This window comes from Paenibacillus helianthi, assembly GCF_001909055.1.
GTDB classification, from domain to species: domain Bacteria; phylum Bacillota; class Bacilli; order Paenibacillales; family Paenibacillaceae; genus Paenibacillus_AQ; species Paenibacillus_AQ helianthi.
Map to the genome: position 1 here is coordinate 1 of NZ_LVWI01000114.1, position 13,150 is coordinate 13,150.

The 13,150-nt window shown below is 51.9% G+C and carries 9 protein-coding genes and 1 pseudogene; 5 read left to right on the top strand and 5 right to left on the bottom strand.

The window, feature by feature from the left end; translation table 11 throughout:
• Positions 1-588: 588 nt before the first annotated feature.
• The 3 genes and pseudogenes from A3844_RS30860 (at position 589) to A3844_RS30870 (ending at position 3,105) form a co-directional block, all read left to right on the top strand.
• Positions 589-1,356, top strand: a complete 768-nt coding sequence (locus tag A3844_RS30860) for a carbohydrate-binding protein (protein ID WP_074088326.1) — start codon at positions 589-591, stop codon at positions 1,354-1,356.
• Positions 1,357-1,663: 307 nt separating this feature from the next.
• Positions 1,664-1,891: pseudogene (locus tag A3844_RS30865) on the top strand (transposase); the annotation flags it as partial.
• 182 nt (positions 1,892-2,073) lie between these two features.
• The gene (locus A3844_RS30870; protein WP_074109511.1) at positions 2,074-3,105 is read left to right on the top strand and encodes a zinc-binding alcohol dehydrogenase family protein; all 1,032 of its coding nucleotides are present in this window, start codon (positions 2,074-2,076) and stop codon (positions 3,103-3,105) included.
• 124 nt (positions 3,106-3,229) lie between these two features.
• Here A3844_RS30870 and tlp read toward each other — a convergent pair whose 3' ends face one another.
• The 5 genes from tlp to A3844_RS30895 form a co-directional block, all read right to left on the bottom strand.
• A complete protein-coding gene (tlp, locus tag A3844_RS30875; protein ID WP_074088328.1) occupies positions 3,230-3,454 on the bottom strand; it encodes a small acid-soluble spore protein Tlp in 225 nt (74 codons plus the stop codon).
• A gap of 135 nt (positions 3,455-3,589) precedes the next feature.
• Complete coding sequence (locus A3844_RS30880; protein WP_074109512.1) at positions 3,590-7,825, bottom strand: sulfite reductase subunit alpha; 4,236 nt, start codon at positions 7,823-7,825, stop codon at positions 3,590-3,592.
• Positions 7,826-7,862: 37 nt separating this feature from the next.
• A complete protein-coding gene (locus A3844_RS30885; RefSeq protein WP_074109513.1) occupies positions 7,863-9,095 on the bottom strand; it encodes an MFS transporter in 1,233 nt (410 codons plus the stop codon).
• Between the two features lie 387 nt (positions 9,096-9,482).
• Positions 9,483-10,748 carry a sensor histidine kinase gene (locus A3844_RS30890; RefSeq protein ID WP_074109514.1) on the bottom strand — a complete coding sequence of 422 codons (1,266 nt, stop codon included), beginning with the start codon at positions 10,746-10,748 and terminating at the stop codon, positions 9,483-9,485.
• Positions 10,748-11,425 carry a response regulator transcription factor gene (locus tag A3844_RS30895; RefSeq protein ID WP_074100089.1) on the bottom strand — a complete coding sequence of 226 codons (678 nt, stop codon included), beginning with the start codon at positions 11,423-11,425 and terminating at the stop codon, positions 10,748-10,750. The genes A3844_RS30890 and A3844_RS30895 overlap by 1 nt, the downstream gene beginning before the upstream one ends.
• 300 nt (positions 11,426-11,725) lie before the next feature.
• Here A3844_RS30895 and A3844_RS30900 point away from each other — a divergent pair, with 300 nt between their 5' ends.
• Positions 11,726-12,469, top strand: coding sequence for a polyphosphate polymerase domain-containing protein (locus A3844_RS30900; protein ID WP_074109515.1), 744 nt, complete (start codon positions 11,726-11,728; stop codon positions 12,467-12,469).
• On the top strand, positions 12,462-13,145 hold the full coding sequence (locus A3844_RS30905) for a DUF4956 domain-containing protein (RefSeq protein WP_074109516.1): 684 nt from the start codon (positions 12,462-12,464) through the stop codon (positions 13,143-13,145). Before A3844_RS30900 ends, A3844_RS30905 begins: the two co-directional genes overlap by 8 nt.
• The last annotated feature ends 5 nt before the right edge of the window (positions 13,146-13,150 follow it).

A 13,150-nucleotide genomic window follows, 5' to 3' on the forward strand; every position in this document is an offset into this window, starting at 1 on the left:
TTGGGCAACAGATTTTCCTTTGGCTACATCCATGCCAATAACGGGTTTCATCTTCTCCTCCTCATTCGAATTCGCCGGTATTCCCACAATGGTTCCTACTCCACAGCTTCGCGTGTGATACGAGGTCTGATGCCTCAACCAGCTCAAACATGGTAGAAGGGTGTAGTGGGAGAACTGTTTGTTATTCGGGGTTATCCCCAGGGGCTGTCACGTTCTCCCGGCTACTTCCATCGTAAAGCGGTCATTAAAAAAGGCCAACCAGTAATCTCTGGTTGACCTAATAATACGAAGGGGCTGTCCCAAAGCAGGTAATGGCTGCTTGGGATGGCCCCTTGTTTTTAAGTAGGATCAACGTGGGCACTTGGGTGGTCGCTCCGCGAACGGACCGTTGTTCCAATCGCTGTGTTCCAGAGATATTCTTATGTTCAAAAGATTACGCAAATGTGCAAACGATTGCCATTACGTTCTTATTCATGAAAACTAATCATATCCATTTCATCGAAAATCACATAAAATATGTTTATTATTGGTATATTCTATGGTATATTTATCCTGAACTTCATACCAAAAAATAGGAGTTGACGTAAAATGTTCAAGAAGATGAAGAAGAGTGTATCGATTTTGGTTTTGGCAGCTGTTTTTGTGCTAACGTTTGCACAATCGGTCTTTGCCAGTGACCAGCCTGTTCAACTGACTTCAGCCAATCTATATCTTTACAAGTATGGATACGTTGGATTCAGCGGCAATATCGAAGTAAGCAACCTGGGTAACCAAAAAACTGTAACTATTCACTATACTCCTGGAGACGGTCAGTGGTATGATACGAACGCCTCCTATCAAGGCCCAACGGACTCCACGCATGAAAAATGGAGTTTTATGGTTTCCACCGATAACATGAGCAATAATAATCCGCAGCTCACAAATGCCCAAACGATTCAATTTGCAATTAAGTATGAAGTCAATGGACAAACGTATTGGGACAGTAACAACGGACAAAACTATTCCGTCAGCCGTTTTAATGAAAGTTCAACCATTCTTGGTAAACCGAACGTTTTTCGCGCTTACTATGATTTATATGAGAACACCTTCTCGGGAAGTGTATATGTCAAAAATTTAGCCTACAGCAAAGAGGTTAAAATCAAATATACAACCGATAACTGGAACACAACCAGGGAAGGATACGCCAGCTACTCCATACCGGCGAACTCCGATGGCAGCGTAGAAATCTGGGATTTCAGCTTTAACAATATTGACCCAAGTGTTACGCAAATTCAGTACGCTATCTCCTACACCGCAAATGGACAAACGTATTGGGATAATAATTACGGGAACAACTATACAGTAAACCGCTATTAACACAGAAATATATCCGTGAACTTAATGCTCTTCCCCTTATTTTGGAGTAGGATCAACGTGAGCCCTTGGGTGGACGCTCCGCGAACGGACCGTTGTTCCAATCGCTGTTGTCCCCAGATTTTATTTATTCTCCTTCGCGGTGAAAATCCGGGGACAAAGGCGATCGCTACCACTTTTCCACAATCGTTCCGTCCTCTCCGCTGTTTAAGCGGAAAAAGTTTCTTCAAATCTTTCTAAAATCACGAAAAGAAACCATCCTTTGGTAAAATGGAGTTACCACACAACCATTTCAAAGGAGAGGTTTCTTTTGTACATTCAATATACCATGGACCAACTTTGCTTGCCGATCGATCTGGAAGAAGATATTCCAGAAAGTCACCTTGTTCGTGTCGTGAATGCCACCGTCAATCGACTGGACGACGCCATTTTTGACGCTGCCTATCCCGGCCGCGGCCGCGACAGCGACAGCTATCACCCTAAGATGCTTACTAAAGTCATTATTTACGCCTATACTCAGCGAATCACACCAAAAAGGGTAACCCTCCTAATCTTGGGGCGGTTACCCTTTTTGCTACAATTTAGAAGTTGGGGGAACATACAGTATACGTTTTGATACTAGATCACAATAATGTGCGTACTTCCGGAAATGTGGTGTATACATTAAACTGCCAGTATAAGCAAGTTAGCACGTAACCCCATTCAAAGGAGAGAATGACAATGACGAAGGAAACCATGAAAGCCGTTGGCCTGTATAAATATTTGCCCATTGAGAATCCGGAGAGTCTGATCGACGTGGAAGTGGACAAGCCGAGCCCGACGGGCCGGGATCTGCTGGTGAGGGTACAAGCGGTCTCCGTGAATCCTGTGGACTATAAAGTCCGTTCACCCAAAAACCGTGAGGAGAGCGTACCGAAAGTGCTGGGCTGGGATGTTGCGGGCGTGGTTGAACAGGTTGGCCCGGAATCCACCTTGTTCCGTCCTGGCGACGAAGTGTACTATGCCGGAAGCATTATACGTCCCGGTGGGAACAGCGAGTTTCATCTGGTGGATGAACGGATTGTTGGAGTGAAGCCGTCCACACTGGACTTTGCACAGGCCGCGGCTTTGCCGTTAACCTCGATTACCGCCTGGGAAAGCTTGTACGACCGGCTGGGCGTTTCCCTGAATAAGGCTGACAATGCAGGCAAGACGCTTTTGATTATCGGAGCAGCGGGTGGCGTGGGATCGATTGCCATACAATTGGCGAAGAACTCTGGCCTGACGGTTATTGGCACCGCATCCCGGCCGGAATCCGTGAGCTGGGCGAAGGCGCTTGGAGCGGATCATATCATCAATCATTTCGAGGCGTTCGTTCCGCAATTAAAGGCTGCCGGATTTGACCAAGTGGACTATGTGCTCTGCTTGAACAGCACCGGGAAGCACTGGGCGAATATGGCCGAGGCGATCGCACCCCAAGGCAAAATATGCTCGATTGTGGAGACGGAGGAATTACTGAACCTGACCCTGCTGAAGAACAAAAGCGTCACGTTCGCCTGGGAATTGATGTTCACCCGCTCCACCTACCAAACGCCGGACATGATAGAGCAGCACAAGCTGCTGAATGAAGTGGCACGCCTCGTAGACGCTGGTGTGATCCGGACGACGACGAATGAAACGCTGAGGCCCATCAATGCAGAGAATCTGCGTAAAGCGCATGCCATGCTGGAAACGGAAAGAACGGTCGGTAAAGTGGTTTTGGAAGGATTCTGATGAATTGCGATTCATGGAGTATTGGATACAATGGTCTGTAGACTTCATTACCTAAGCGAAACGGCGGTTCGGCCCGGAATGATCCGGGTGAACCGCCGTTTCGCTTGAACTGGTATTTACTATACTACTCTTCGGAATGCGCGGCTTCGTCCTTAACTTCCTCGCGGAAGCCCTTAATGCTTTCTTTACGGCGTTCGTTCTTGGCTTCGATCTGTTCACGTTCTTTGCTGCTGATTTCAGAAGAGAATTCGTTCAAATAGTCTTCAGCTTCATGCAGGTTCTGCATGGTGTGCTGAATGCTTTGCTGTAAATGCTCAACATTGTCTGCCCGGTTATCCGGCTTTGCCATTGGTGGATCGCCTCCTGTGATTAGCGCGCCGCAAGGACGCTAACCTGTAGGTTGATCGTTGCCGGACGATTTTATGCATTATTTTTCCTTGGAATCCAACATTCTTATGTGTGCACCCTCTGATCCATAGTCTGCTTAATAGACATCCCGCGCATACCGCTTGGTTAACGACATTTCTTGCACATAATGATTCGCTTCATCCGCTGTCATGCCGCCGTGCTGCCGGATTACCGTCTTTAGTGCGGTATCTACTTCTTTGGCCATTTGCTGGGCATCTCCGCACACGTAGAAGTGCGCGCCGTCCTGAAGCCAGGCCCAGAGCTCGGCTCCATGCTCAAGGATGCGGTGCTGCACATAGATTTTGTCCGCCTGATCACGCGAAAAGGCAGTATCCAGCCGATGCAGAAAGCCTTCCTTCCGGAAAACTTCAAGCTCATCGCGGAAATAAAAATCACGGTCTTCCCGCTGTTCCCCGAAGATCAGCCAATTCTTGCCCTTCGCCCCGGATGCCTTCCGATCCTGCAGGAAGCCGCGGAATGGAGCGATGCCTGTACCCGGTCCGATCATAATCATCGGGGCATTGGGATTAGCCGGCGGGCGGAAATGGGCATTCTTTTGAATAAAAATGGGAATGTCCGTATCCTCTGTAGCGAGGTCCGCGAGAAATGTGGAGCATACTCCCTTGCGGGCGTTGCCGTTGTTCTCGTAGCGAACGGTGGACACAGTAATATGGACCTCGTTCGGATTGGCTTTCGGGCTGGAAGAAATCGAATAGAGGCGGGGCTGCAAAGGCTTGAGCTGTTCCAAAAGCTCCTGTGCGCTGAGGGAAACCGGGTATTCCTGCAGCACATCGATCAGCTGACGGCCCCACAGCCATTGCTTGAGGTCCCCCAAGTTCTCACTGTCGAGGAGTTTACTTAACCGGGCATCCTGAGTACGGTCCCGGATGAACCGGAGCATATCCGGTGACACCCGGGCAATCTCGAAATGACGGAGTAGTGCTTCGGTTACCGGCATTTCTCCCTGGCCTTTGACCCTTACCGGGGTAGAGGGCTCAATGCCCAGCGTATCCAGCAGATTACGGGCCAGATCCGGACAATTGGCAGGCCACACGCCCAGCGCATCGCCTGCTTCGAACTGCACTCCGGCAGGCGTGAGGTCGAAGGCGTAGTGGCGGGTTTCTTTTTCAGATCCGGCTTGGTTCAGATTCTGCTTGAATAGCAGGCGTGAAGGTACCGGGTGGTTCCGGTGATATCCGCGTGGTTCCGAACTTGGGGCAACCTGAGCGGATACGGCAAGCTGAGGGGACAAGTTACCGCTTGCTGCGGCAGGTACACCGGGCTTCGGGCTGCTTGTAAATCCGCTCAACAGTGCAGAGATATCATTCGTCCATGCATCCACCTGCTCATGGAAGTCTGTATCGCAATGGGCACAATCAAGCAGCCGCTGTGCGCCAAGCTCCGCGAGACGGGTGTCCAGATTCCGCCCGAAGCCGCAAAAGAGATCGTAATTGGAATCCCCGAAAGCAAGCACGGCATAATGCAGATCCTGAAGCTGTGGGGCATTCTCTGCCTTGAGCGATTGGAAGAAGCTTTCTCCATTGTCCGGAGGATCGCCGGCTCCGAAGGTACTGGCGATGAACAGGACAAACCGGTTCGCTGTCAGATCACTCACGGCATAATGATTCATATTTACGAGCCGCACATCATAACCGGCTTGTTGTAGCTTTTTGGCGCAGTCAATGGCTGCACCCTCCGCATTTCCGGTCTGCGAGGCCCATAGGATGGTTACGGGAAGCTTGGTTGTTGTGGCACTGTCCGGGTATGGAGCGGTCTCTGATGGAGCTGAACCCGATAACGGTTCAGTTCTGGAGTAAGCTTCTACTCCGGGTACCGAAGTCCGGGAGAACATACCCGCGAGCAGGCCATCCACAAAGAAGCGGGTGGGTGCTTCAAAAGGCGCGGTGGGCGGCAGAACCGGAATGCCGGAAGCGGAGCGGCCAGCCTCGGTGCGCAGGCTAGTGATGAAGCCGGACAGATAAGCCTGTTCATGGCGATCCAGAGTCAGGGCGGCAGGGGCTTCAATCCCAAGCATGCCAGCGAGCGTGTCGAGCTGCTTCATCGTTATGGCCTCCTTCGGGCGGGCGGTCTCAGCGCCGGCTGGGGTTGAAGCCGGATTGCTGTCCATATCCGGCGTATGCAGTTCCCCGGCGGGCTGGCCAGCCGCCTTGACGAGTGACACAGCGCAGAATTTCAACTCGGGCTGTAACGACATAGGGTCAACGGCATCATTGGTAACGTCATTGACCGCCAGCTGTGATCCAAAGACATCATTCCAGTGAAAAGGGGCAAAGCAGTTGCCGGGGCGAACACGGTCTGAAAGGACCGCCGGGAGAATGGCCAGCCCCCGCCGCGAACGCAGCTCCACCGGCTCCCGGTCTTTAATTCCCAGAACCCCTGCGTCTTCCGGGTGAATTTCCACAAAGGGCCCCGGGTTCAATTTATTGAGCTTTGGAACCTTGCCTGTTTTGGTCAGCGTATGCCACTGGTGCTGCAAGCGGCCGGAATTCAGCACAAAGGAGTACTCGCTGTCCGGCATCTCTGCAGGCGGCATATACGGACGTGCCCAGAATACGGCTTTCCCGTTTTCTGTCGGGAACACGATATCCGGAGAACTGTCACTTGGACGCTCACTTCCGTCAATACCGCCCTGACGGTTCAAATACCGGATGGGGTTCCGGTCATTCGGCTGATCCGGCGCACTTGGCCACTGTACTGGTGTCTCCCGGAGCCGTACGTAGGTAGCCCCGCGCAGGTCGTATCCTGTTTTCGGATTCCAGGCTTGCTGGATTTCTGCATAGACCTCTTCCGATGAAGAGTAGGAGAAAGCCTCCGCATAGCCCATTTCAGCGGCGACCCGGGCGATAAGTTGCCAGTCCGGCATGGCCTCTCCGGGCGGCTCGACGGCTTGCTGCATCAGGGTCAGGTTGCGCTCCGAATTAATCATCACCCCTTCACCTTCAGCCCATAAGGCTCCGGGCAGCAGGATATCCGCATACCGGTTGGTCTCGGTATCCAGGAAGCTGTCCTGGGTAATGACCAGATCCGCCGCTTCCAGGGCAGCAATGACCTTCCTGCGGTTGGGAACGGTAGCCACCGGATTGGTACAGATGATCCAGCAGGCTTTGATCTTGCCTGTGATCATGCTTTCGAACATGGAAATGGTGCCGCCGCTAACATCCGTTCGAAGAGTGCCTTGGGGGATTTCCCACAGCTTCTCTATGAAGCTGCGGTCAGCCTCAGACACCAGAGAACGCTGCCCGGGCAAGCCCGGCCCCATGTAGCCCATCTCCCGTCCGCCCATGGCATTGGGCTGGCCGGTGAGGGAGAAGGGGCCGCTTCCCGGACGGCAGATGGCTCCTGTAGCCAGATGCAGGTTGCAGATAGCATTCGTGTGCCAGGTGCCGTGAATGCTCTGGTTGAGACCCATAGTCCAGCAGGACATCCACTCCGGCGCCTCACCGATCCAGTCAGCCGCCTGCCGGATATCCGCTTCCGGGATGCCGGTAATTTCGGAGACTTTATCTGGCGGATAGTCCTCCAGAAATGCCTCCATACTCTCAAAACCCGAGGTGAACCGGGCGATAAAGGCCGGGTCCGTATGTCCGTTCTTCACAAGTAAATGCAGCAGCCCGTTCAGCAGGGCTAGATCCGTTCCGGGTCTGATCTGCATGAACAGGTCTGCTTTCTCCGCAGTAGCCGTCCGCCGGGGGTCCACGACAATCAGCTTGGCTCCGCTCTTCACCCGGTCCATCATCCGCAGGAACAGAATCGGATGACAATCGGCCATATTGGCACCGATAACGAAGAACACATCCGTTTGATCCATATCCTGATAAGAACCCGGAGGCCCATCCGCTCCCAGGGAGAGCTTGTAGCCGTTACCGGCACCTGCCATACATAGACGTGAATTGGACTCAATATTCGGTGTCCGGATGAAGCCCTTGGCCAGCTTGTTAATTAGGTACTGGGCCTCCAGCGACATTTGGCCCGATACATAGACGGAGAGGGCGTCCGGACCGTGTTCTTCCAGAATGCTGCGCAGCCGCTGCGCGGTTTCGGTGATGGCTGTATTGATTTCCATTTTTACAGGTTCAGTCCCCCGGGAAGGGCGGCTGTAGGCATACTCCATCCGGCCGGATTCGGTGATCGCGGCGGCTGCCGTACTGCCTTTGGTGCACAGCCGGCCGAAGTTGGCCGGATGCTCCTTGTCCCCGGTGATTTTGACCACCCGGTTATCCGATACTTCGAGTACGATCCCGCAGCCAACCCCGCAGTATGGACAGACGCTTTTGATTAAGCCAGTTGTCATGTGAGTTCACCGCCCCGAAGTTTTCTATACAAGCTGATTAGAAATTAACCCCTGATTCCGCCTTCGCCCAGGATTTTCTCCAGGATCTGGTGACCGCGAAAAAGATAAGGGTGGTAAGGAGCACAATGGAGCCGACTACCAGAAATCCGGTGACCTGTGAGCCTGTGGACTGCTTCAGCGGGCCCAGGACATACGTCGGCAGCAAATATCCGCCAAGACCTCCGGCAGCACCGACAATTCCGATAATGACTCCGATCTCGCTGGAGAAGCGCTGAGGGATAATCTGAAAGACCGAGCCGTTCCCCATCCCGAGGCAGGCCATCATTACGCTGGTATAGAGCAGCATCACCAGGAATGAGCCGGGCATGGATGCAATGGCAAACGCACATACCGAAATTACACTGTACAAAACAAGAAGCAGGCGCATGCCGCCAATCCGGTCCGCGATCCAGCCGCCTAAAGGCCGGAAGAAGCTGCCCGCAATAACGGTGATGGTAACCAGGTATCCCACCTGAATTTTGGTCAGGCCCCCGGAGTGTACACCGTCGCCGTACACATCATAGAAGAAAATGCTCGCATAGTTGGCGAATCCGACAAATCCGCCAAAGGTAATGGCATAGAACATCGAGAACCACCAGGTATCCGCATGTCTGAAGACGCTGAGGTAGTTTTTAAGCGGCTTGGGTGCAGGGGCATTCGGGGCGTCCTTAGCCAATATGGCAAAGAGAATCATCACGATCGCCAGAGGAATCAGCGCAATCCCAAACACACTGTGCCAGCCGGAGGCCTGGGCGATCTGCGGCCCGAAAAAGGTAGCCAGCGCGGTTCCGCTGTTCCCTGCGCCGGCAATGCCCATCGCCAGCCCCTGATATTGCGGGGGGTACCAGCGGCTTGCAAGAGACAGCGATACGGCAAAGCTTGCACCTGCAAAACCGAGCAGGAATCCGATCATATGAATCTGCAGCAGGCTGGTTCCGCCCAGCCATCCCCACAGAAGAGGGATAACGGTGAGGAACATCCCGAGCAGACCGGCCTTTTTACTGCCGATGCGGTCAGCCAGAATGCCCATTGGAATCCGGAATATCGAGCCGCCGAGGATAGGAATGGCGACCATGGCTGCTTTTTGAGTATCCGATAATCCGAAGTCCTTGGTAATGTAGAGCGATAGAGCTCCGCACAGCACCCAGATCATAAAGCTTACGTCAAAGTACAAAAAAGCTGAGAACAAACTCGGGGCATGACCCGCCTTGCGAAAATTCTTTGCTTCCATTGCTGACATCCTCCTTTAAATGAACCCCAAGTAAGTGAATCGACAAAAAAGGGCCGACTGACAGAACCCGCAGACTCGCGGATCTTGTTAATCGGCCCCGTTGCCAATTGCAGCCACGTCATCGTGACTGACTGTATAAGTGATGTAAGAATACCGGTGCAACAAGCTATCCGTCCACAACATTGTGGGCAGAAACGGCCTGCGTCCTTCGTTGACACAATGTTGTGTCGTTGAAATCTTATATTGTCAATATAATTAGCTCGATAAGAAATGTCAACAACTATAACATAAAAATTTAAAAATATTAATTTTTATGCTTATAATAGCCTGATTAATGGATTTTGTGTTATATAATCTAACATAAACTATGCAGGTCTTTGCTGCCTCTCAAGAGAGCTGCACATAAAATGAAGTAGACTCCCCGGCCACACTTTTGGCATATATCTTCCCCTTGTGCTGATCCACAATCGACTTGGCGATGGCGAGGCCCAGGCCGTAACCGCCCTGCTTACGCGCTCGGGAATTATCCGTACGATAGAAGCGGTCGAAGATACGGGTCAAATGCTCCGCAGCAATGCCATCCCCGGTGTTCGAGACGCACAGCAGCACATCGGTATTCTGTTTTTTTAGCGTGACCGCTACCGAGCCCTTGGGATTGGTGTATTTCACGGCGTTATCCAGAAGAATCATGACCACCTGCATGAGCTGTTCGCTGTTGCCCTGCACGGTCAGGTCCGGTTCGATATCATATTCGAAAGAAATATGCTTCTCAAAAATGACGGCCTCCATGGTCAAAATGATATTCTCTACGGCATCGCTCATATTGAACCTGCTGTGGATCATGCTTGTCCGGGTATCGTCCATTTCCGTCAGGTAGAGCAGATCATTGGTCAGCCGGGTCATCCGCTCCGTCTCCGATTTGATATACTGCAGCCACTTCGCCTGATTGCCGATCGTGTCGTCACTGTTCGACAACAGCACGTCGGCATTGGTATTGATGATCGTCAGTGGTGTCTTCAGCTCATGGGAGGCATCGGCGATGAACTGCTTCTGCTTGTCAAAGGCTTCCCGGACCGGCGCAATTGAGCGGTTGGCGAAGAAGCGGCTGGTGAAGTAGAGAATGATCAGCATCAGAATGCCGACAGCAGTGAAGGTATAGATCAGGTTGGTAAGGATTTTCTGCTGGGCAGTGATATCCAGGAAGACAATGACTTCCCCGCCGCCAACATGCTTGACCGTGAAGATCCACCGGCTGTCATCCAGGGTGAAGCGTCCGATGTCCTTGCCTATGCTAAGGGCCTCCTTCAGCGCAGCCGAATAGAATTCCTCGTCCATTGTAAATTTGGATTCCTTATCGATCAGCTTCCCGGTTGAGTCGGTAGTCACCGTGAAGGAAATGGAGCGCTCTGGCGGCTGATCCCCGCCCTGCATCGGCCCGTTGTCTTTGGGCGGAATTCCGTCAGCGGAGCCTGGATGACCTGCATCGCCCGGGCCCTTCTGCTGGTAGTCAGCAATCCGGTGCAGATCCATATTAATGTCGTTTTTCACATTCAGGTACATGATCACATAGATCGTGGCGAAGGCAATCAGCATCATTACAGAGATGGTGGTCAGATTAAGAATTAAGAACCGGTTTCTGAGCTTTGTGAACATCAGCAGGTCACCTCTAATACATAGCCGACGTTTCGGATCGTGTTAATGCGTACCTCCGAGTTCAGGAAGGTCAGTTTTTTCCGCAAAAAAGAGATGTATACCTCCACGTTATTATGCTCTGCCTCGGAGTCGAAGCCCCACAGCTTCTCAATGATCTGCTCCTTCGAGGTTACCGCCTGCTTCCTCAGGATCAGCAGCTCCAGCAGCTCGTTCTCCTTCAGATTCAGCTTGATCTCCTTGCCCTTTACAGAGAGCCGCAGGTTCGCCGTATTCAGCTCTATATCCCCCAGCTTCAGGGCATCATCCGGGATGACCTCACCTTTGCGCCGCAGCGCCGCACGTATTCTGGCCATCAGCTCCTCCGACGAGAAGGGTTTGGCAATATAATCATCGGCTCCATAATCAAGCCCCGTCACCATATCGGTAATCTCACCTTTGGCGGTCAGCATGATAACAGGCGTGGATACGCCTTCGCCGCGGAGCTTCTTCAGCACAGTGATTCCATCCATTTCCGGCAACATAATATCCAGCAGCAGCAGGTCATAGATCCCGCTCTGTGCATAGTCCAGCCCCGTTCTTCCGTCATGGACCGCGTCCACGGAATAGTTCTGTTTCTTCAATATTTGAGTCAAGGCTTCCGCCAGATGCACTTCGTCTTCCACTATTAATATCCTCATGGGTATGCCCATCCTCTGCCTAGAAAGTTTGCTGATTACTTAAGCCATTATAGCAAGCTTACCTTTAACCAACCTTAACCGGATTTTCTGTGCAGGTGCGCTATAGATGAAGAATCCTGGGAGCACAGCCCATTTGTTAAGCCAATGTAAAAAGATCAAGGGGGTGTAAACTCATTTAAGATTCATTAAAGGTTCCGGGACTAAGATACATTCATAAGCAAGCGGGACACACATGGAACACACACATACAGCACATAAAAGCACTTATGAGACACTCCACTACGAAAGGATCTGAACCCTATGGCGATTGAGGTATTCAACCGATACGAGAACAAATACCTGCTCGATCATGCTGCTTATCTGAAACTCTACTATGATCTGCTGGAATATATGGAGCCGGATGCTTACAACAAGCAGCATGAATTCTACCCGATTACGAATCTTTATTATGACACCGCTCATGATTCCCTGATCCGCAGCAGCCTGGCGAAGCCGAAATACAAGGAAAAGCTCCGCATAAGAGCTTACGGCACTCCGAACCAGGACACCAAGGTGTATCTGGAAATTAAGAAAAAGGTGTTCGGCCTGGTCAATAAAAGAAGAACCTCGCTTAAGCTGCAGGAGGCTTACGATTTCGTCGCCACAGGCGTGGAGCCGGAATTCAAGGATTATATGAACAAGCAGGTGATCGGGGAGATCAAGTACATGCTAACCCGGTACGATCTGCAGCCCAAGCTGTATCTGTCCTATGACCGCAAAGCGCTTTTCTGCAAAAATAACCGTGATTTGCGGCTCACCTTCGACACAAATATCAGGAGCCGGCGGTACGATGTGAAGCTGGAGCGCGGTGCATATGGCGAACCTCTGCTGGAACCGGGGCAATGGCTGATGGAAGTGAAGGCCGAGAAGACGATTCCGGTCTGGCTGGCCAAGATGCTCTCGGAGCACCAAATGTACCGCACCAGCTTCTCCAAATACGGCAATGAATATAAAAAAATGCTCAAGAACAGCAGAATAGAAACGGAGAGTGCCCTTTATGCTTGACTCTATTTTCTCAGCCGCTACAGCGACAACAGAATTAACCTTTATCAACGCGATTCTAACCATACTTATAGCGATTGCACTCGGCGGAATAATCAGCTTCACCTATATGAAGACCAATCCGGGGGGATATTCGCAAAGCTTCACGCTCACGATGGTCCTGCTGCCGGTGATTGTAGCGATCATTATTCTGCTGATTGGCAGCAACGTAGCCCGCGCCTTCAGCCTTGCCGGTGCCTTCTCGATTATCCGCTTCCGCAGCGCGCCTGGCGATCCGAAGGACATCACATTTGTTCTGTTCACCATGGCTTCGGGCCTGGCTTGCGGGGTGGGTTCCTTCGGCTACGCGATACTGTTCACCCTCATTCTCTGCGTGCTGATGTTCATCCTGAACCGCACCGGCTTCGGTGTAAGAAAGTCGCAGCAGAAAACGCTGAAGGTAACCATTCCCGAGGATTTGGGGTATGAAGAGGCATTTGCTGAAGTGTTCGAGAAATTCAATGTCCGCTTTGAGCTGAAAAAGATTAGAACCACCGAGCTGGGCAGCTTATACGAGCTGGTCTACGACGTTACGATTGATGAGTACACGAGCCAGAAGGAACTCCTGGATGCGGTCCGCACCCGGAACGGCAATCTTGATCTGTCGCTGACCATGAGTCCAACCCCCGCGGAGTACTAAAATCG

Bases quoted from the DNA above. Each gene is read 5' to 3' on its own strand.
- A3844_RS30870 (WP_074109511.1), top strand. From the start codon at position 2,074: ATGACGAAGGAAACCATGAAAGCCGTTGGCCTGTATAAATATTTGCCC.
- A3844_RS30860 (WP_074088326.1), top strand. From the start codon at position 589: ATGTTCAAGAAGATGAAGAAGAGTGTATCGATTTTGGTTTTGGCAGCT.
- A3844_RS30900 (WP_074109515.1), top strand. From the start codon at position 11,726: ATGGCGATTGAGGTATTCAACCGATACGAGAACAAATACCTGCTCGAT.
- tlp (WP_074088328.1), bottom strand. From the start codon at position 3,454: ATGGCAAAGCCGGATAACCGGGCAGACAATGTTGAGCATTTACAGCAA.
- A3844_RS30895 (WP_074100089.1), bottom strand. From the start codon at position 11,425: ATGAGGATATTAATAGTGGAAGACGAAGTGCATCTGGCGGAAGCCTTG.
- A3844_RS30885 (WP_074109513.1), bottom strand. From the start codon at position 9,095: ATGGAAGCAAAGAATTTTCGCAAGGCGGGTCATGCCCCGAGTTTGTTC.
- A3844_RS30905 (WP_074109516.1), top strand. From the start codon at position 12,462: ATGCTTGACTCTATTTTCTCAGCCGCTACAGCGACAACAGAATTAACC.
- A3844_RS30880 (WP_074109512.1), bottom strand. From the start codon at position 7,825: ATGACAACTGGCTTAATCAAAAGCGTCTGTCCATACTGCGGGGTTGGC.
- A3844_RS30890 (WP_074109514.1), bottom strand. From the start codon at position 10,748: ATGTTCACAAAGCTCAGAAACCGGTTCTTAATTCTTAATCTGACCACC.